An 18,804-nucleotide genomic window follows, 5' to 3' on the forward strand; every position below is an offset into this window, starting at 1 on the left:
CCGAGAACCTTCCGACATGGACATCGACGTCTTCCCGCCCCACCAGCTCCCGCTCGTGCTGCGCACGCTGCGCACCGCACTACGCCCCGAAGGCACGCTCGACGCGCGCGAGCGCCTCTTCCTCGACACCTATGCGCGCATCTGCGGCTTCGAGCGCGCTGCCGCCGACCCGCTGCCGGTGCCGCCCGGCGAGGTGAACATCGCCGACGCACACCAGCGCAAGCGGCTGCTGCAGCTGGCCGCCGTCGCGGTGCTGCACGCGCAGCCGATCCGCCCGGACGCGTATGCGTTCCTGCAGGCGCTGGCGCGCCAGCTCGGCACGCACGACAGCGTGATCGACGTCATCGGCGCGGTGCTGCGGGGCCGCCACGGCAAGGCGCGGTTCCTCTCGATGCGCCGCGGCCTGCGCGTGATGCTCAAGGAGGCCTACGCCGCCGAGGGCACGATGGGCGTGCTGCGCTTCGTCGCCGCGCTGGCGCTGCGCACCACGGTCAACAAGGACAAGTTCTGGAACTACAAGCGCCTGGGCCTGCTGCCCGAGGGCACGCTCGGCCGCACCTACTGGAGCCACATGACGCGCGTGGGCTTCGGCTTTCCGGGCGAGCCGGCGGGCATTCCCGACACGGTGGCCTACCACGACGTGCTGCACGTGCTGGCCGACAACGAGACCACGCCGCACGGCGAGATCCAGCAAGGCGCCTTCCAGGCCGGCAACCGGCGCGAGGACGGCTTCTTCTTCCTGCAGATGGTGCTGCTGCAGTTCCACCAGGGCGTGCAGGTGACGCCGGCCACCGGCGGCTTCACCGGCAACTTCGACCCTGACCTGGTGCTGTGGGCGATCCACCGCGGCGCGCAGTGCAACGTGGACATGACGCACCAGTGGGACTTCTGGCCGCTGATGGGCTTGCCGATGGACGAGGCGCGCCGGCAGGTGGCCTTGCTGCCCAAGCTCAGCGCGGCGGAGGCCGCATGATCGACCATGCACTCTTCCGCGCCTGGCCGCTCGCGGGCGAGGTGCGCCTGTCCACCGGCATGGCGCCGACGCCGCACCACGTCGACGACGGGCATGGCCTCTTCATCGCCGGCAGCGCCGACCTCGAGGCGTGTGGGTGTTCGACTTCGAGGACGCGAGCCCGGGTGCGCACCACGAACTGCAGGTCTCGCTGTTCGTCTCGCGTGGGCCGCTGGCGCCGCTCCCGGCGCACCGCCTGACCGTGATCGAGCAGATGGTCGTGCGCGACGACGTCCACATGCTCTGCCACGGCCTGTGGAACAGCACGCCGCGCGTGGTGGCCTACAACCGCGAACTGCTCGCGCTCGACGCGCGCCTGTCGGAAAGCCGCATCGAATTCGACCGCCGCCCCGGCACGATCGACTTCGCGGTGCACGACGCGGCGACTCGCACCCCGGTGGTCGAGGGCCACCTCGAGCGTGTGCAGCGTCCCTCGCTGCGCGCCAACCTGGCGCTCGTCGCCCGCCTCGGGCTGTGGCGCCTGGCCGCGATCGCGCGCCAACCGTGGCTGCGCGTGCCGGTGCTCAACCCGGTCGGCGAGCGCCTGCCGCGCAATGCCGCGGCGGACTCCTTCACGAAGGCCGACCGGAGCGTGCTGCGCCTGTTCGACCCGGAGCGCGACCGCCTGGCGTTCGGCGACCGGCGCTACCGCGCGCTCGACTTCCGGCCGCAGCTCGTGCAGTTCATGGAGGGGTTCAAGTTCGTCTACCTGGCCCCCGCGTGAGCGGCCGGCGTGCGTTGCGGCGGCAGCCCCGCTTCAGCCACCGCTTCCTTGGCTGAAGCCGGAGGGCCCGTTCAGTCCGTCCGCCCCATCGGCAGCGAGTCGCACAGCCGCGTCAGCGCCGCGGCCTCGTCGGGCGGCAGCTCGCCGGCGCGCAGCAGCACGGCGCGCTGCACGCCGCGCAGGCGGAAGTAGAGCTCGTCCTCCATCGCCTCGACCTCGCCGGCATCGGCGCCGGTGGCGGCCTCGTCGCTCCACAGGCCGGATTCGTTCCAGCCCGCGCGCAGGCGGCCGATCAGGAACAGCGCGAGCTCCAGCGCGGCCCGCATAGCCGGCGACGCCTGTTCGTCCACCAGCGCGCCGGCGTTCTCCTCGGCGGCGTGCAGCACCGCGCCGAGCGCGACGCGGCGCTCGCGCACCTCGTCGGCGGCCAGCACCGGCTGCAGCGCCGGCTGGCTGCGTGCGGCCTGGGTCAGGCGCCCGACCCAGGTCAGGTCGAACTCGCCGGGCACCGCACGCAGCGCGATGCTGGCGTGCAGCAGCTCGTGCGAGGGACGGCGCAGCGCGGCCAGTACGGCCTCGGTGACGGCCAGCAGCCGGCCGAGCGGCGACATCGCGTCGGCCTGGCGCGCGTGCGGGTAGCCGGTGCCGTCGAGCCGCTCATGGTGCTCGACCACCGCGCGGGCGATCGATCCCGGGTAGTTGGTCAGCTGCGCGATCAGCAGCAGGCCCACGTGCGGATGCACCACCAGCTGCCGGTAGGCCAGCGCGTCGAGCTCGCGGTCGGCCTCGGCCTCGCCATGCTCGGGCGCGATGTACATCTCGCCCAGGTCGTGCAGCAGGCCGGCCAGCATCGCCAGGCGCACCTCGGGCGTCTGGCCGCCGTGCTGCACCATCAGTGCACCGGCCAGGCCCATCGCGGCCACGGCGTGCCGGAAGGCCTCCGGCCGGGCGCTCTGCGAGGCGCTGAGCAGCAGCTGCGCCACCGGGTGCAGGTGCAGGTGCGACACCTCGCGCATCAGCTTGCTCGCCTGCGGGCGCAGCAGCGGCGCGAGGCGCTGGTCGGTCTCGATCACCTGCTCGAGCGCGCCGCCGAGCGTGACCGGCGTCACGCCGTCCTCGGCCACCAGGCAGGCCTCGAGCGGCTCGCGCAGCTTGCGGTCCATCAGCTTGCGCTGCAGCTCCACCGAGACCGGCTGGTGGCGCGCCCACAGCTTGGTGCCGGCCAGGTCGAAGATGTCGGTGGCGGCGATGATGCGGCGCGTCTCGCTGGCCTCGAGGATGGTGGCCAGGGCATGCGGGTTGGCCGTGCGGAAGGTCTGCAGGGCCTGCGGCGTGCTGCTGTTCATGGTCGACTCCTGGACGTGTCGACCGGGTTGTCGGCCGCGCCGCGCCGAACCTGAGCACGCAAGCGTGACCGGCGGTATCAGCCGTCGAGGTAGTCCGGGTGCAGGCGGCGGATCTCCTCGACGCGGCCGAGCGTGCCGGAGAGGTGCTCGCGCACCGCGGCCTGGGCGGCCTCGGGGTCGCCGGCGGCGATCGCCTCCACGATGCGGCGGTGGTCCTTCAGGATCTGGCGCAGCTTGCCCGCGGTGGGCAGGTGCAGCCGGCGCAGCCGGTCGACATGGCCGCTGCGCCGCCGCACCAGTTCGGCCAGTTCGGGCACGCCGGCGGCCGCGTACATCAGCGCATGGAACTCCCGGTCGGCCGCCATGAAGGCCGGGTAGCTCTCCTCGCCGGTCAGCGCGCCCTGCAGCTCGAGCTGCGCCTTCAGGCGCGCGATCAGCGCCGAGTCGGGCCGGGCAGCCAACACGCGGGCGATCTCGCATTCGATCGAGCGGCGCAGGAAATGCGCCTGCTGCGCCGCCGCCACGTCGATGCGGCTGACCACCGTGGCGTGCTGCGGGAAGATGTCCACCAGCCCCTCCTCGCCCAGGCGCAGCAGCGCGTCACGGATCGGCGTCTGGCTCAGGCCGTAGGCCTGCGCCAGCTCGGCGCGCGAAAGCACGCTGCCGGGCGCCAGCTCGAGCGAGAGGATGCGCTCGCGCAGGTGGTCGAGCACCTGTGGCGCGGCCTGGCGGGAGCGGTCACGGCGCAGCAGCGGAGCACGGGCGGGCATGGCGGGATCTTAATTGACACACTAATACATTAGTGCTTTACTGCCGGCCTCGCCGAGATTCCGGAGCCGCTCGTGATGCACCGCCTAGCCGCCGGCCTGCTGGCCGCCACCCTTGCCGCCGGCGTGGCGGCACAGACACCCGAGTGGCCGCAGGCCCGGCCGATCAGCTACGTCGTGCCCTTCACCGCCGGGGGCTCGACCGACGTGGTCGGCCGCACGCTGGCCGAGAAGCTGCAGGCCGCGCTGAAGCAGAGCGTGGTGGTGGACAACAAGCCCGGCCAGGGCGGCGGCATCGGCGCGGCCTTCGTGGCCAAGGCCGCGCCCGACGGCTACACGCTGTTCGGCGGCACGATCAGCACGCATGCGATCAACGCCAGCCTGTACCGGAACCTGCCCTACGACCCGGTGAAGGATTTCGAACCGGTCGCGCTGGTCGCCACCCTGCCCAACGTGCTGCTGGTCGACCCGAACCTGGGCGTCAACAGCGTGGCCGAGCTGATCGCGCTGCTGAAGAAGGACGAGAAGAAGCGCAGCTTCGCCTCGTCGGGCGCCGGCACCTCCACGCACCTGGCCGGCGAGCTGTTCGCCGACCTGATCGGCGTGCCGCTGCAGCACATCCCATACAAGGGCACGCCGCCGGCGATGGTGGACGTGTCCTCCGGCCAGGTCACGTTCATGTTCGACCAGATGACCGCCGCGGTGCCGCTGCTGCAGGCTGGCAAGCTCAAGCTGCTTGCCGTGACCACGCCGAAGCGCATCGCGCTCGCGCCGAACACGCCGACGATGGTCGAGGCCGGCGTACCGGGCTTCGAGATGGCCTCCTGGCAGGCGGTCTACGCCCCCAAGGGCACGCCCAGGCCGATCGTCGAGCGCCTGCACGCCGAGATCGCCCGGGCGCTGCAGCAGCCGGACGTGCAGGCCAAGCTGCACGGCCAACTCGGCATGGACCTGGTGGGGGGCTCGCCGCAGGAGCTGGCCGCGCTGATGGCACGCGAGATCCCGCGCTGGGCGGCACTCGTCAAGAAATCCGGCGCGAGCGCGGACTGAGGCGCGCATGGGCCGCGACCTGAAGATCAGCGCCGTGCGCGTCACGCCGATCGCCTTCCGCGACGGCCCGCTGCTGAACGCCGCCGGCATCCACGAGCCCTGGGCCCTGCGCGCGATCGTCGAGCTCGAAAGCAGCGACGGCCGCGTCGGCCTGAGCGAGACCTACGGCGACGCGCCGATGCTCGCGGTGCTGGCGCAGGCGAAGGACGTGGTGCTGGGCCTGTCGCCGTTCGACCTCAACGCGATGGAGCAGCGCGTGCGGGCCGCGGTGCGCCCGGTGGCCGGCGCGGTCGAGTTCGAGCTCGCCCCCGGCTCGCACGCCGCGAAGAACGTGCCCAAGCTGATCAGCGCGCTCGAGGTGGCGATGCTCGACCTGCAGGGCCAGGTCGTCGGTGCGCCGGTGGTCGACCTGCTGGGCGGCAAGGTGCGCGACGCGGTGCCCTACAGCGCCTACCTGTTCTTCAAGTACGCCGAGCACATCGACCGGCCCTACGCGCCCGACGCCTGGGGCGAAGGGCTCTCGCCCGAGCAGATCGTCGCGCAGGCGAAGCGCATGATCGACCTGTACGGCTTTCGCAGCATCAAGCTCAAGGGCGGCGTGTTCGCTCCGGCGCACGAGATCGCCTGCATGCAGGCACTGCATGCGGCGCTGCCCGGGCTGCCGCTGCGGCTGGACCCGAACGCCAACTGGTCGCTGCCCACCGCGATCGCCGCCGCGCCCGAGCTCGACACGCTGCTCGAGTACTACGAGGACCCGACACCCGGGCTGGCCGGCATGGCCGAGCTGGCGAAGCACACGGCGCTGCCGCTGGCCACCAACATGGTGATCACCACGCTGGACGAGTTCCGCCGCGGCGCGGCCAGCGGGGCGGTGAAGGTGCTGCTGTCGGACCACCACTACTGGGGCGGGCTGCGCGTCACGCAGACGCTGGCCCGCATGTGCGCGCTGTGGGACCTGGGCCTGTCGATGCACTCGAACTCGCACCTGGGCATCAGCCTGATCGCGATGACGCACATCGCCGCGAGCATCCCCAACCTCACCTATGCCTGCGACACCCACTACCCCTGGCAGGAGGAGGAGGTGATCGAGGGCGGCCGCGTGCGCTTCGAGGACGGCGCGGTGCGCGTGCCCGAGACACCCGGCCTGGGCGTGACGCTGGACCGCCGCCGCCTGGCCGAACTGCACGCGCAGTACCTCGACTGCGGCGTGCGCCAGCGCGACGACCTGGCGCAGATGAAGAAGTACGACCCGACGTTCACGGGCAGCACGCCCCGTTTCTAGGAGGAGACCCATGCATCAGGCCATTCGCCGCCGCGCCCTGCTGACGGCCGCAGCCGGGAGCACCGTCGCCGCGCTCGGCGCGCCGGCGCTCGCGCAGTCCTTCGCCTTCCAGCCGAACCAGCGCTACCCCGATCCGGCGGTGCAGATCCTCGACCCGGGTTTCGCGCGCTACCGCATCTACAGCAGCACGCTCGAGCAGGTGGCCACGGGCATGCGCTGGGCCGAGGGGCCGGTGTGGTTCCCGGAGGACGGCGGCCACGTGGTGGTCAGCGACATCCCGAACAACCGGCTGATGAAGTACAGCGAGCGCGACGGCAGCTTCTCGGTGCTGCGCAGCCCGGCCAACTACGCCAACGGCAACACGCGCGACCGCCAGGGCCGGCTGGTCAGCTGCGAGCATTCGGTGACACGCCGCATCGTGCGCACCGAGCGCGACGGCAAGCTCACCGTGCTGGCCGACAGCTTCGAGGGCAGGAAGCTGAACGCACCGAACGACATCGTCTGCAAGTCCGACGACAGCCTGTGGTTCACCGACCCGCTGTTCGGCATCAACGGCGAGTGGGAGGGCTCGAAGGCCAGACCCGAGCAGGCCACCACCAACGTCTACCGGCTCGGCGCCGACGGCAGGCTGAGCGCGGTGATCACCGACCTGGTCAACCCGAACGGCCTGGCCTTCAGCCCGGACGAGAAGAAGCTCTACGTGGTGGAGTGGAAGGGCACGCCGAACCGCAGCATCTGGGCCTACGACGTGGGCGCCGACGGCAGCCTGGCCAACAAGACCAAGCTGATCGACGCGGCCGACCACGGCGCGCTGGACGGCTTCAAGGTCGACCGCGACGGCAACCTGTGGTGCGGCTGGGGCAGCAACGGCGCGCTGCAGGCCGAGCCGGTCGACGTCGGCGGGCGCAAGGTGTACCCGCTCAAGGGCCGCCCGGAGGACCTGGACGGCGTGATGGTGTTCAACCCGCAGGGCAAGCCGATCGGCTTCATCCGCCTGCCCGAGCGCTGCGCCAACCTGTGCTTCGGCGGGCCCAAGCGCAACCGGTTGTACATGGCAAGCTGCCACTCGCTGTACGCGCTGTACGTGGAGTCGCACGCGGCGGTCTGACAGGCGCTGAGCATGCCGGCGCCGGTTGCAGTCGCTTGCAAAGCCGGCTGCAACCCGGCCGCAGGCGGGCGCATCTCACGCTGTCGCGCCGATCGACGTGGCCAAGCGGCCCCGCGCGGCGCGCGCCGGTGTCCACTGCGCCCATGCCCATGCCGCCCCGCCGCCTGCCGGCCGCCGCCGCCTTGCTGGCGGCGCTGCTGCTGGCCGGCTGCGGCGCGCTGAAGCCGCCGTCCGGCCGCCCAGGCACAGTGGCGGCGCCGGCCACGCCGCACGACCTGCCGGCGGCCGTGGGCCGGGTCGAGCCACCCGGCCCGGGCGTCGCGGCCCTGCCCGGCGCGGAGCCGCGCGTGCCCGAGGCCGCCGCGCCGGCGCCCGCCGAGACCGGCATCGCCTCCTGGTACGGGCGCGCCTTCCACGGCCGGCGCACCGCCAACGGCGAGCGTTTCGACATGCGCGCGATGACGGCCGCGCACCCTCGCCTGCCGTTCCACTCGCTGGTGCGGGTGCGCAACCCGGCCAACGGCCGCGAGGTGGTGGTGCGCATCAACGACCGCGGCCCGTTCAAGCGCGGCCGCATCGTCGACCTGAGCTGGGCCGCGGCGCAGCGGCTCGGCATCCGGGGGCTGGCGACGGTGGAGCTGTGGCCGCTGGCGGTCGGCGGGGCCGAGGCGGCGGCGGACCAGGCGCGCTGACCCGGCGCGGCACGCCGCGCCGGTGCCATCATCGCGGCGTGGACGCCGTGCCCCATCGTTTCGAGCATCCGCTGGACGCGGCCGAGTTCCGCCGCCCGGCGCACCGGCCCGGGGTCGAGCTGTACCGCGCGCACATCGTGCGCCATGCGTTTGCGCCGCACACCCATGCCGCGTTCGGGCTGGGCGCGATCGAGGCCGGCGTCGAGCGCTTCCGCTACCGCGGCGCCGAGCACCTGGCGCCGCCGGACACGCTGGTGCTGATGAACCCGGACGAGCTGCACACCGGCCAGGCCGAGACCCGCGGCGGCTGGCGCTACCGCATGGTCTACCTCGATGCGGACGTGCTGGAGCAGCTCACCGGCGAGCGCGGCTGGTGGTTCGCCGAGGCGGTGGGGCGCGACGCACCGCGCGCCCGGCGCGTCAGCCGGCTGCTGCGCGCGCTGTGGCACACGCAGGAGCCGCTGGCCTTCGACGGCCTGCTGCTGCGCCTGCTCGACGAGCTGCGCCCGACTGCCCGCGTGGCCCAGCCGGCGCGCGACGAGGCGCTGGTGCGCTTCGCGCCGGTGGTCGAGCACCTGCACGCCCACCTGGCCGAGACGGTGCGCCTGGAGGACCTGGCCGCCGTCGCCGGGTTGAGCCCGTTCCACTTCCTGCGCCAGTTCCAGCGCGCCCACCACGCCACGCCGCAGCAGATGCTGATGGCGCTGCGCCTGTTCGAGGCCAAGCGCCGGCTGGCCGCCGGCGAGGCCCCGGCGCAGGTGGCCGCCGCCGTGGGCCTGGCCGACCAGGCGCACCTGACCCGCGCCTTCGCGGCCCGCTACGGCGTGACGCCGGCGCGCTACCAGCAGCAACTCGGTACAAGACCGCGCCCGGGCGCCTGAGCCATAGTCGCGGCACCATGTTCGCCGCACCGCTCTTCTCCGGAACCCTGTTCGCCCTGGCCGCCGGCCTGATGTGGGGCCTCGTGTTCGTCGGCCCGCTGCTGCTGCCGGAGTACCCGGCCACGCTGCAGTCGTTCGGGCGTTACCTCGCCTTCGGGCTGATCGCGCTGCCGCTGGCCTGGTTCGACCGCGCCACGCTGCGCCAGCTCACCCGCGCCGACTGGCGCGAGGCGCTGCGCCTGGCCCTCGTGGGCAATGTCGTCTACTACCTGTTCCTGGCCAGCGCGATCCAGCGCGCCGGCGGGCCGCTGCCGACCATGATCATCGGCACGCTGCCGGTGGTCATCGCCATCACCGCCAACCTGCGCCGGGCCCGCGCCGGCACACGCGCCGAGGCCCCGCTGCCCTGGGGCCGGCTGCTGCCCTCGCTGGGCTTGATCGGTGCCGGCATCGCGCTCGTCAACCAGGTCGAGATCGAGCACCTGCGCGCCGAACCGGCCGCGGACCTGGGCCGCTACCTGCTCGGCGCGCTGCTGGCCGTCGGCGCGGTGGCCTGCTGGACCTGGTACCCGATCCGCAACGCCGAATGGCTGCGCGCCCACCCCGACCGCAGCCCGCGCGGCTGGGCCACCGCGCAGGGGCTGGCCACGCTGCCGCTGGCGGCGATCGGCTACGCGCTCACCTGGGCCTGGTTCGGCGCCGCCGGGAGCGAGTTCCCGATGCCCTTCGGCCCGCGGCCCGGTGCCTTCCTGGCGCTGATGTTCGCGATCGGGCTGTTCGCCTCCTGGCTCGGCACGCTGTGCTGGAACGAAGCGAGCCAGCGCCTGCCGCCCAGCCTGGCCGGGCAGCTGATCGTGTTCGAGACGCTGTCGGCGCTGGCCTATGCCTTCGTGCTGCGCGGCCAGGCGCCGCAGCCGCTGACGCTGGCCGGCATCGCATTGCTGGTGGCCGGCGTGCTGTGGGCGCTGCGCGCCAAGGCCGAGCCGGTGGCGGCCGCGGCGCATCCGAACTGAGCCCCCGGCCGCGTGCGCGCATACAAGCGCTCACGATTCGACTCGAACGCGGGCCGCGCACGGAGGATCATCCCTGGGGACGAGGAGGCTCCCCATGGACAAGCGCATCCTGATCGGCGGCGTGCTGCTGCTGGCCCTGGCCGGCGGCGGCGGCTGGTACGCCTGGCGCCACCAGGCCCCGCCGCCGCGCGTGGCCGCGCCGGCGCCGGCCGAGCCCCCGGCCGAGGTGCCGGCCGCGCCCGCCAGCGCGGCGCCGGCGGTGCGCTACCCGGTGGCCACCCTGCCCGAGTTGCCCGCTCCGGACGCGCCCGCCCCCAGCGACGTCCCGGCCGCGGCGACGGACTTCGCCGGCCTGCTGCGCGCGCTGCTCGGCGCCCGCGCGGCCGGTGCGCTGCTGCAGGGCGAGGGCTTGATCGAGCGCATCGTCGTGACGGTGGACAACCTCGGCCGCGAGCACGCCACGCCGCGGCTGTGGCCGGTGCAGCCCACCGGCGGGCGCTTCAGCACCCAGCGCGAGGCCGCCGGCGAACGCATCGCGCCGTCCAACGCGGCGCGCTACCAGGCCTTCGTGCGCCTGGCCGAGGGCATCGACACGCCGGCCGCGGTGGCGCTGTACGTGCGCTTCTACCCGCAGTTCCAGCAGGCGTACGCGGCCCTGGGCTACCCGCGGGTGTACTTCAACGACCGCCTGGTCGACGTGATCGACCTGCTGCTCGCCACCCCGGTGCCGGACGGCCCGATCGCGGTGCGGCTGCCCGAGCGCACCCCGGGCGACCAGTCCCCGCCGTGGACCCGCTACGAGTTCGTCGACCCCGCCTACCAGGGGCTCGCCGCCGGGCAGAAGATGCTGCTGCGCATGGGCAGCGACAACGCGCTGCGCCTGAAGGCCAAGCTGGCGGAAATGCGACGCGCGCTCGTGACGCCTGCCACGCCGCGCTGAGCCTCGTTCCTGTCCCCGGTTGATGTGTCACGGGCCGCCCGTTAGCCTGCGCGCCGGGCGCTGCGACAGCGCCGCCACAACAATCCTCCGGGGGGAATTACTCAGATGGCCACCTTCAACGGCACGGCCGGGAACAACACGTTCACCGGCACGGCGGCAGACGACATCTTCAACTACGGCAGCGTCACCTACAGCGGCGCCACCATCACGGCCGCGCGCGGCTTCGACACCATCAGCAGCGGCGGCGGGTTCGACACGCTGCGCTTCGCCAACGTCGGCCTCGACCATGTGTACGGCGAGCGCGTCGGCAACGACTTCCAGTTCTACCTCCAGCCGACCACGGACTGGACCGACGAGTCGGCCGTGACCACGCTGGGCGGCGTCCGGGTCAGCAACTTCTTCGCTGCCGACGGCAGCGGCGTGATCGACCGCGTCGACCTCAGCGATGCGTACGCCCTCTTCAGCTACGCCGGCGGCGTGATGAAGATCGGCATCTACGACCTGTCCGGCGTGTTGATGGAAGGCAATGCCGAGGGCTGGGATGCGAACGATGCGATCACCGGCCACGCCGTCGGCGACTGGATGCAGGGCCGCGGCGGCAACGACACGCTCTCGGGCCTGGCCGGCGACGACGAGATGGCGGGCGGCGACGGCAACGACCTGCTCAACGGCGGCGAAGGCAACGACACCCTGGACGGCGGCGCCGGCAGCGACACCGCCACCTACGCGAATGCCAACGGCGGCGTGAACATCGACCTGCTGGTCGGCACCGGCGTCGGCGCGGGCGCCAGCAACGTCGGCAACGACGTGCTGATCTCCATCGAGCGCGTGGTGGGAGGCAGCTACAACGACACGCTGCTCGGCAGCAACGGCGCCAACGTGCTGAACGGCGGCGCGGGCATCGACACGCTGGTCGGCCGCGGCGGCAACGACAACCTGCTCGGTGGCGCGGGCGCCGACTACTTCGACGCCAGCGCCACCGCCGGCACGGGCGCGGGCGCCGGCAACGACACGATGGACGGCGGCACGGTCACCGATCCCGTCAACCTCCTCGACGGCAATACGGTCGGCTACAACGACTCGGGCGCGGCCGTCAGCGTCAACCTGGCCACCGGCACGGCCAGCGACGGCGGCGGCGGCACCGACACGCTGATCAACATCAGCTTCGTGCGCGGCTCGGCATTCAACGACACGCTGGTCGGCAAGAGCGGCATCGGCAGCGGCTTCGAGCAGTTCTGGGGCAACGCCGGCAACGACACCATCGACGGCGGCGCGATCGTCGACACGCTGAACGGCACCGACACCAACCGCGCCTCGTACGACCAGCTGAATCTCGCCGTCAACGTCGACCTTGCCGCGGGCACCGCCACCGGCCAGGGCAACGACACGCTGATCAACATCAACCAGGTGCGCGGAAGCAACCTGGCCGACACGCTGCGCGGCTCGAACAGCAGCACGATCGTGGAGCAACTCGAGGGGCGCGGCGGCAACGACGTGCTGGACGGCCGCGGCGGGCTCGACCAGGTGCGTTACCACTATGCCGCCAACGGCGTGAACGTGAACCTGGCCACCGGGGTGGGCAACGCCGGCGCCGGCGACGTGGACACGCTCGCCAACTTCGAGGGCATCCGCGGCTCAAACCATGGCGACACGCTGACCGGCGGCCACGCTTCCAACGCCGCGCTCGAGTTCTTCCGCGGCATGGGCGGCAACGACACCATTGACGGCGGCGCGGGTTACGACCGGGTGGACTATGTCGACTCCGTCAAGGGCGTGTCCGTCACGCTCGGCGGCGCGGCCGCCGGCACCGCGCAGGACGGCCAGGCGGTGCTGAACGGCCTGATCGTCGCCGCCGGCACGGCCGGTGCGACCTACGGCGTCGACACCTTGCTCAACATCGAGGCCGTGCGTGGCTCGGACTACAACGACACGCTCGCCGGCAGCAACATCGCCACGCTCGAGGTGTTCGAGGGACGCAAAGGCAACGACCTGATCGACGGCAACGGCGGACTGGACCGCGCCGGCTACTACCAGGCCACCTCGGGCGTCACGGTCACGCTCGGCCTGAACGGCGCCGACGGCAGCGCCAGCGACGGCTACGGCACGACCGACACGCTGCGCGACATCGAGCACGTGCAGGGCTCGCGCGACTTCGCCGACAAGCTCACCGGCAACCAGCTCGCCAACCTGCTGGACGGCCAGGGCGGCAACGACACGCTCTCCGGCGGCAGCGGCAACGACACGCTGCTCGGCGGCGGCGGTGCCGACCTGCTGATCGGCGGCAACGGCAACGACGTGCTGACCGGGAATGCCGGGCTGGACCTGTTCCGCTTCACCGGCGTGCCCAATGCGAGCAGCAACAGCGACCGCATCACCGACTTCGTCGCCGCCGACGACACGATCCAGCTCGACGATGCGGGCTTCGTGGGCGTCGGTGCGCTCGGCGCGCTGGCCGCCGGTGCGTACCGCGCCGGCACCGCCGCGGCGGATGCGAGCGACCGCGTGATCTACGACAGCGCCACCGGCCGCCTGTACTTCGACGCCGACGGCAACGGCGCCGGTGCGCAGGTGCTGTTTGCCACCCTCACCGCCGGCACGGCGCTGAGCGCGGCGGACTTCGTGATCGTCTGAGCGCGTGCGCTCCTTCCCCCGCGCCGGCCTGTCGCGGCGCGGGGAAGTGCGCCCCTTACACTGGCCGGTTCAAGGGGAGAAACGATGGCCACGTTCAACGGCACCGCCGGAAACAACAACTTCGCCGGCACGGCTGCCGACGACATCTTCAACTACGGCAACGTCACCTTCAGCGCCGGCACCGTCACGGCCGGCCGCGGGCTCGACACCATCAGCGGCGGGGGCGGCTTCGACCGCTTGAGCTTCGCCAACCTCCCCATCGACTACATCGACGGGGAGCGGGTCGGCAACGACCTCTTCCTCTACATCCAGCCGAACGTCAACGGCGACACGACCATCACCACGATCGGCGGCGTGAAGGTCAGCAACTTCTTCGCCGCCGACGGCAACGGCGTGATCGACCGCATCGACTTCACCGACACCTACGCACTGTCCACCTATGCTGGCGGCATCTGGCGCGTGAACGTGCACGACCATGCCGACGTGCTGCAGTGGACCACCGTCGACGGTTCCGCGGCCGGCGACTCGATCGTCGGTACGGCCGTCGACGACGAGATCAGCGGGCTGGGCGGCAATGACTCGCTGATCGGCGGCCTCGGCAACGACGAACTGCGTGGCGACGAGGGCAACGACACGCTCAACGGCGGTGCCAGCGACGACACCCTGGACGGCGGCGCCGGCATCGACACGATCACCTACAGCGGCGCCAACGGCAGCCTGCGGGTCGACCTGGCCGGCGGCGTGACCCTCCAGTTCGGCGCCACCAACATCGGCACCGACACGTTCACGGGCATCGAGCGCGTGGTGGGCGGCAGCTACAACGACACGCTGCAGGGCAACGTCGAGCACAACGTGCTCAACGGCGGCGCCGGCAACGACGCGCTGTACGGCTACGCCGGCAACGACAGCCTGCTCGGTGGTGCCGGTGAAGACTTCGCCGACGGCAGCGCCGGCGCCTTGAACACGCCCGGCGAGGGCAACGACACCATCGACGGCGGCACCGTCACCGACAAGGTCAACTACTTCGACGGCAACATGGTGGGCTACGTGCTCTCCGGTGCCGGCGTGGTGGTCGACCTGCAGACCGGCACGGCCAGCGATGGCGGCGGCGGCACCGACACGCTGCGCAACATCAACTTCGTGCGCGCCTCGGCCTTCGACGACTCGATCGCCGGCAGCACCCGCGGCGGCTTCGAGCAGTTCTGGGGCAACGGCGGCAACGACACCATCGACGGCGGCGTCGTCTCCGACACGCTGAACGGCACCGACAACAACCGGGTGGCGTTCGACCAGATCGCCGTCTCGGTGATCGTCGACCTGCAGGCCGGCACCGCCACCGGCCAGGGCAACGACACGCTGATCAACATCAACCAGGTGCGGGGCAGCAACGCGGCCGACACGATCCGCGGGTCCAACAGCACCACGCTCGTCGAGCAGATCGAAGGCCGCCTCGGCAACGACGTGCTCGACGGCCGCGGCGGCACGGACTTCGTGCGCTACCAGTACGCCACCAACGCGGTGAACGTCAACCTGTCCACCGGCGTGGGCAACGCCGGCAGCCTCGACGTGGACACCCTCGCCAACTTCGAGGGCATCCGCGGCTCGAACTTCGGCGACACGCTGACCGGCGGGAACGCGGCCAACGCCGCGCTCGAGTTCTTCCGCGGCATGGGCGGCAACGACACCATCGACGGCGGCGCGGGTTACGACCGGGTCGAGTACGTCGACTCCGTCAAGGCGGTCTCCGTCACGCTCGGCGGCGCGGCCGCCGGCACGGCGCAGGACGGCCAGGCGGTGCTGAACGGCGTGGTCGTCCGGGCCGGCACCGCCGGTGCGACCTACGGCACCGACACGCTGCTGAACATCGAGGGCGTGCGCGGCTCGGACTACAACGACACACTCACCGGCAGCAACATCGCGACGCTGGAGGTGTTCGAGGGCCGCAAGGGCAACGACCTGATCGACGGCAACGGCGGACTGGACCGCGCCGGCTACTTCCAGGCCACCTCGGGCGTGGTGGCCACGCTGGGCCTGAACGGCGCCGACGGCGCCGCGGCCGACGGCTACGGCAGCACCGACACGCTGCGCGACATCGAGAACCTGCAGGGCTCGCGCGACTTCGCCGACAGGCTGACCGGCAACCAGCTCGCCAACCTGCTCGACGGCCAAGGGGGCAACGACACGCTGTCCGGCGGCAGCGGCAACGACACGCTGCTCGGCGGCGGCGGTGCCGACCTGCTGATCGGCGGCAACGGCAACGACGTGCTGACCGGCCACGCCGGGGGGGACCTGTTCCGCTTCACCGGCGTGCCCAACGCGGGCAGCAACAGCGATCGCATCACCGACTTCGTCGCCGCCGACGACACGATCCAGCTCGACGACGCGGGCTTCGTGGGCGTCGGTGCGCTCGGCGCGCTGGCCGCCGGTGCGTACCGCGCCGGCACCGCCGCGGCGGATGCGAGCGACCGCGTGATCTACGACAGCGCCACCGGCAAGCTGTACTTCGACGCCGACGGCAACGGCGCCGGTGCGCAGGTGCTGTTTGCCACCCTCACCGCCGGCACGGCGCTGAGCGTGGCGGACTTCGTGATCGTGTGACATGGAGCCCCCACGCTCGCATTCGCTCGCTTCCCCCCGAGGGGGTGCTCAGCGGCTTCGAGCGGCCGGGCGCCACTGACCGCGGGTTCCTCCTCCCCTGCGCCGGCTTGCCGCGTTGCGGGGACCGGTCTACCTTGAGCAGAGGGGACCGGACGAGGAGGAAGCCATGGCCATCTTCAACGGCACGTTGGCGAACAACACGTTCGCCGGTACGGCGGCGGACGACGTCTTCAACTACGGCAACGTCACCTACAGCGCCGGAGTGGTAACGGCCGGCCGCGGGCTGGACACCATCAGCAGCGGCGGCGGCTTCGACCGCCTGACCTTCGCCAACCTCGGCGTCGGCTTCGTCGACGTGCGGCGTGTCGGCGACGACCTGTTCATCTACATCCAGCCGACGGACGACTGGGACACGGCCATCACCACGCTGGGCGGCGTGCAGGTGAGCAACTTCTTCGCCGCCGACGGCAACGGGGTGATCGACCGCATCGAGTTCGCCGACGGCTATGCGCTGTCGACCTACAGCGCCGGCATCTGGCGGGCGGCGCTGTATGACGCGGGGGGTGTGCTGCAGAAGATGGCGGTGGACGGCACGGTGGGGAACGACTCGCTGGTCGGCGTCGCGGTGTCCGACGATCTGAACGGCCTGGGCGGCAACGACACGCTCGTCGGCGCGGGCGGCGACGACGAACTGATGGGAGGCAGTGGCAACGACAGCCTCTCGGGCGGTGCCGGCAACGACCAACTCGACGGCGGCAGCGGCAACGACCGGCTGGTCGCCGGCTCGGGGAACGACTACCTCGACGGGGGCATCGGCATCGACACGGCGGACTACTCGTTCGCCAACGGCGCGATGGTCGCCGCCCTGGACGATTCGGCGAGCAACTGGGGCTCTCGCCCGGACGCCAGCACCAACGTCGGCACCGACGCGCTGCGCAACATCGAGAACCTGGTCGGCGGTGCGTATGTCGACATGCTGTCCGGCAACGCCGCCGCCAACCTCATCGATGGCGGCGCGGGTGATGACTTCCTGTCGGGCAACGCCGGCAACGACACCTTGCGCGGCGGCGCCGGCGCCGACCGCTTCCTCGCCGAGGCCGGCGGGATCGACGAACGCGGGCTCGGTGACGACACCTACGACGGCGGCGCCATCACCGACACGCGCAACCACCTCGACGACAACCGGATCGACTACGGGGGCGACGTCACCTCCGTGAACGTGAATCTCCAATCCGGGACGGCCGTGCATGCGATCGCCGGGACGGACACGCTGGTGAACATCAACGTCGTGCACGGCTCGCAGGTCAACGACACCCTGACGGGCAGCAACCGCCTGGTGCGCGAAACCTTCATCGGCGCGAACGGCAACGACCTGATCAATGGCGGCGCCATCACCGACACGCTGAACGAACTCAATGCCAACTGCGCCGGCTTCACCTCGGGGGTGATCATCACGTCGGTGACCGTCGACCTGCTGGCCGGCACGGCCACCGGCCACGGCAACGACACGCTGATCGGGATCAACGACGTGATCGGCGACTTCTTCGGCGACACCTTGCGCGGCTCGAACCGCACCGACGTCTCCGAGCGCTTCACCGGCATGACCGGCAACGACCTGATCGACGGGCGCGGCGGGCTGGACATCGCCCGCTACGACTACGCCGGCAACGCCGTGAGCGCGAACCTGGCGACCGGCCTTGTCGTCGTCACGGCGACGGACCAGGACACGCTGGCCAACGTCGAGGGGCTGCATGGCTCGCACTTCAACGACAGCCTGCGCGGCGGCAACGCCGCCAGCACGGCGCTGGAGGTCTTCGTCGGCAACGGCGGCAACGACACCATCGACGGCGTCGGCGGCTACGACCGGGTCGACTACGTCAACGCCCTGCAGGGTGTGGTGGTGACGCTCGGCGGCACGGCCGACGGCAGCGCCACCGACGGCCTGCCGATCCTCGCGGGCCAGATCCGCCCGGCCGGCACGCCGGGGGCGACGATCGGCACCGACACGCTGCGCCGCATCGAGGGCGTGCGCGGCTCGGACTACAACGACACGCTGACCGGCAGCAACATCGCCACGCTCGAGGTGTTCGAGGGCCGCAAGGGCAACGACCTGATCGACGGCAACGGCGGGCTGGACCGCGCCGGCTACTTCCAGGCCACCTCGGGCGTGGTGGCCACGCTGGGCCTGAACGGCGCCGACGGCAGCGCCAGCGACGGCTACGGCACGACCGACACGCTGCGCGACATCGAGAACCTGCAGGGCTCGCGCGACTTCGCCGACAGGCTCACCGGCAACCAGCTCGCCAACCTGCTCGACGGCCAAGGGGGCAACGACACGCTGTCCGGCGGCAGCGGCAACGACACGCTGCTCGGCGGCGGCGGTGCCGACCTGCTGATCGGCGGCAACGGCAACGACGTGCTGACCGGCAACGCCGGGCTGGACCTGTTCCGCTTCACCGGCGTGCCCAACGCGGGCAGCAACAGCGACCGCATCACCGACTTCGTCGCCGACGACGACACGATCCAGCTCGACGACGCGGGCTTCGTGGGCGTCGGTGCGCTCGGCGCGCTGGCCGCCGGTGCGTACCGCGCCGGCACCGCCGCGGCGGATGCGAGCGACCGCGTGATCTACGACAGCGCCACCGGACGCCTGTACTTCGACGCCGACGGCAACGGCGCCGGCGCCCGGGTGCTGTTTGCCACCCTCACCGCCGGCACGGCGCTGAGCGTGGCGGACTTCGTGATCGTCTGAGAACGCGC

General features: G+C 71.9%; 14 protein-coding genes. 12 read left to right on the forward strand and 2 right to left on the reverse strand.

Annotated features, from left to right (window positions below):
- The first annotated feature begins 16 nt into the window (after nt 1-16).
- The gene (locus D9C15_RS13745; RefSeq protein ID WP_127998114.1) at nt 17-973 is read left to right on the forward strand and encodes a hypothetical protein; all 957 of its coding nucleotides are present in this window, start codon (nt 17-19) and stop codon (nt 971-973) included.
- Between the two features lie 136 nt (nt 974-1,109).
- Nucleotides 1,110-1,736 (forward strand): hypothetical protein, encoded by a 627-nt coding sequence (locus D9C15_RS13750; protein WP_127998116.1) that lies wholly within the window; start codon nt 1,110-1,112, stop codon nt 1,734-1,736.
- A 71-nt stretch (nt 1,737-1,807) separates the two neighbouring features.
- On the opposite strand, the gene D9C15_RS13755 is transcribed toward D9C15_RS13750, so the two are convergent.
- Both D9C15_RS13755 and D9C15_RS13760 read right to left on the reverse strand, forming a co-directional pair.
- A complete protein-coding gene (locus D9C15_RS13755; RefSeq protein WP_127998118.1) occupies nt 1,808-3,082 on the reverse strand; it encodes an HD-GYP domain-containing protein in 1,275 nt (424 codons plus the stop codon).
- Nucleotides 3,083-3,159: 77 nt separating this feature from the next.
- Entirely contained in the window at nt 3,160-3,852 is a 693-nt protein-coding gene (locus D9C15_RS13760) for a GntR family transcriptional regulator (protein WP_127998120.1), read from the reverse strand.
- Between the two features lie 75 nt (nt 3,853-3,927).
- Here D9C15_RS13760 and D9C15_RS13765 point away from each other — a divergent pair, with 75 nt between their 5' ends.
- From D9C15_RS13765 to D9C15_RS13810, 10 genes are all read left to right on the forward strand, one after another.
- Nucleotides 3,928-4,899, forward strand: coding sequence for a Bug family tripartite tricarboxylate transporter substrate binding protein (locus tag D9C15_RS13765; RefSeq protein ID WP_127998122.1), 972 nt, complete (start codon nt 3,928-3,930; stop codon nt 4,897-4,899).
- 7 nt (nt 4,900-4,906) lie between these two features.
- Nucleotides 4,907-6,181: a glucarate dehydratase family protein gene (locus D9C15_RS13770; protein WP_127998124.1), complete on the forward strand. Its 1,275-nt coding sequence runs from the start codon at nt 4,907-4,909 to the stop codon at nt 6,179-6,181.
- A 10-nt stretch (nt 6,182-6,191) separates the two neighbouring features.
- Nucleotides 6,192-7,289, forward strand: a complete 1,098-nt coding sequence (locus D9C15_RS13775; protein ID WP_127998126.1) for an SMP-30/gluconolactonase/LRE family protein — start codon at nt 6,192-6,194, stop codon at nt 7,287-7,289.
- A gap of 143 nt (nt 7,290-7,432) precedes the next feature.
- A complete protein-coding gene (locus tag D9C15_RS13780) occupies nt 7,433-7,981 on the forward strand; it encodes a septal ring lytic transglycosylase RlpA family protein (RefSeq protein ID WP_127998128.1) in 549 nt (182 codons plus the stop codon).
- Between the two features lie 38 nt (nt 7,982-8,019).
- Nucleotides 8,020-8,862, forward strand: a complete 843-nt coding sequence (locus D9C15_RS13785) for an AraC family transcriptional regulator (protein WP_127998130.1) — start codon at nt 8,020-8,022, stop codon at nt 8,860-8,862.
- A 17-nt stretch (nt 8,863-8,879) separates the two neighbouring features.
- Nucleotides 8,880-9,875: a DMT family transporter gene (locus D9C15_RS13790; protein WP_127998132.1), complete on the forward strand. Its 996-nt coding sequence runs from the start codon at nt 8,880-8,882 to the stop codon at nt 9,873-9,875.
- A gap of 94 nt (nt 9,876-9,969) precedes the next feature.
- Nucleotides 9,970-10,815, forward strand: a complete 846-nt coding sequence (locus tag D9C15_RS13795) for a DUF3014 domain-containing protein (RefSeq protein WP_127998135.1) — start codon at nt 9,970-9,972, stop codon at nt 10,813-10,815.
- 105 nt (nt 10,816-10,920) lie between these two features.
- Nucleotides 10,921-13,446, forward strand: a complete 2,526-nt coding sequence (locus D9C15_RS34035) for a beta strand repeat-containing protein (protein ID WP_127998136.1) — start codon at nt 10,921-10,923, stop codon at nt 13,444-13,446.
- Nucleotides 13,447-13,530: 84 nt separating this feature from the next.
- Nucleotides 13,531-16,044 (forward strand): beta strand repeat-containing protein, encoded by a 2,514-nt coding sequence (locus tag D9C15_RS13805; protein ID WP_127998138.1) that lies wholly within the window; start codon nt 13,531-13,533, stop codon nt 16,042-16,044.
- 166 nt (nt 16,045-16,210) lie between these two features.
- A complete protein-coding gene (locus D9C15_RS13810) occupies nt 16,211-18,796 on the forward strand; it encodes a beta strand repeat-containing protein (RefSeq protein WP_127998140.1) in 2,586 nt (861 codons plus the stop codon).
- Nucleotides 18,797-18,804: the final 8 nt, after the last annotated feature.

Source organism: Piscinibacter defluvii, from assembly GCF_004011805.1.
GTDB lineage: Bacteria > Pseudomonadota > Gammaproteobacteria > Burkholderiales > Burkholderiaceae_C > Piscinibacter > Piscinibacter defluvii.

Coding starts and splice junctions, on each gene's coding strand:
- D9C15_RS13745 (WP_127998114.1), top strand. CDS start 17: ATGGACATCGACGTCTTCCCGCCCCACCAGCTCCCGCTCGTGCTGCGC.
- D9C15_RS13755 (WP_127998118.1), bottom strand. CDS start 3,082: ATGAACAGCAGCACGCCGCAGGCCCTGCAGACCTTCCGCACGGCCAAC.
- D9C15_RS13760 (WP_127998120.1), bottom strand. CDS start 3,852: ATGCCCGCCCGTGCTCCGCTGCTGCGCCGTGACCGCTCCCGCCAGGCC.
- D9C15_RS13765 (WP_127998122.1), top strand. CDS start 3,928: ATGCACCGCCTAGCCGCCGGCCTGCTGGCCGCCACCCTTGCCGCCGGC.
- D9C15_RS13770 (WP_127998124.1), top strand. CDS start 4,907: ATGGGCCGCGACCTGAAGATCAGCGCCGTGCGCGTCACGCCGATCGCC.
- D9C15_RS13775 (WP_127998126.1), top strand. CDS start 6,192: ATGCATCAGGCCATTCGCCGCCGCGCCCTGCTGACGGCCGCAGCCGGG.
- D9C15_RS13780 (WP_127998128.1), top strand. CDS start 7,433: ATGCCCATGCCGCCCCGCCGCCTGCCGGCCGCCGCCGCCTTGCTGGCG.
- D9C15_RS13790 (WP_127998132.1), top strand. CDS start 8,880: ATGTTCGCCGCACCGCTCTTCTCCGGAACCCTGTTCGCCCTGGCCGCC.
- D9C15_RS13795 (WP_127998135.1), top strand. CDS start 9,970: ATGGACAAGCGCATCCTGATCGGCGGCGTGCTGCTGCTGGCCCTGGCC.
- D9C15_RS34035 (WP_127998136.1), top strand. CDS start 10,921: ATGGCCACCTTCAACGGCACGGCCGGGAACAACACGTTCACCGGCACG.
- D9C15_RS13805 (WP_127998138.1), top strand. CDS start 13,531: ATGGCCACGTTCAACGGCACCGCCGGAAACAACAACTTCGCCGGCACG.
- D9C15_RS13810 (WP_127998140.1), top strand. CDS start 16,211: ATGGCCATCTTCAACGGCACGTTGGCGAACAACACGTTCGCCGGTACG.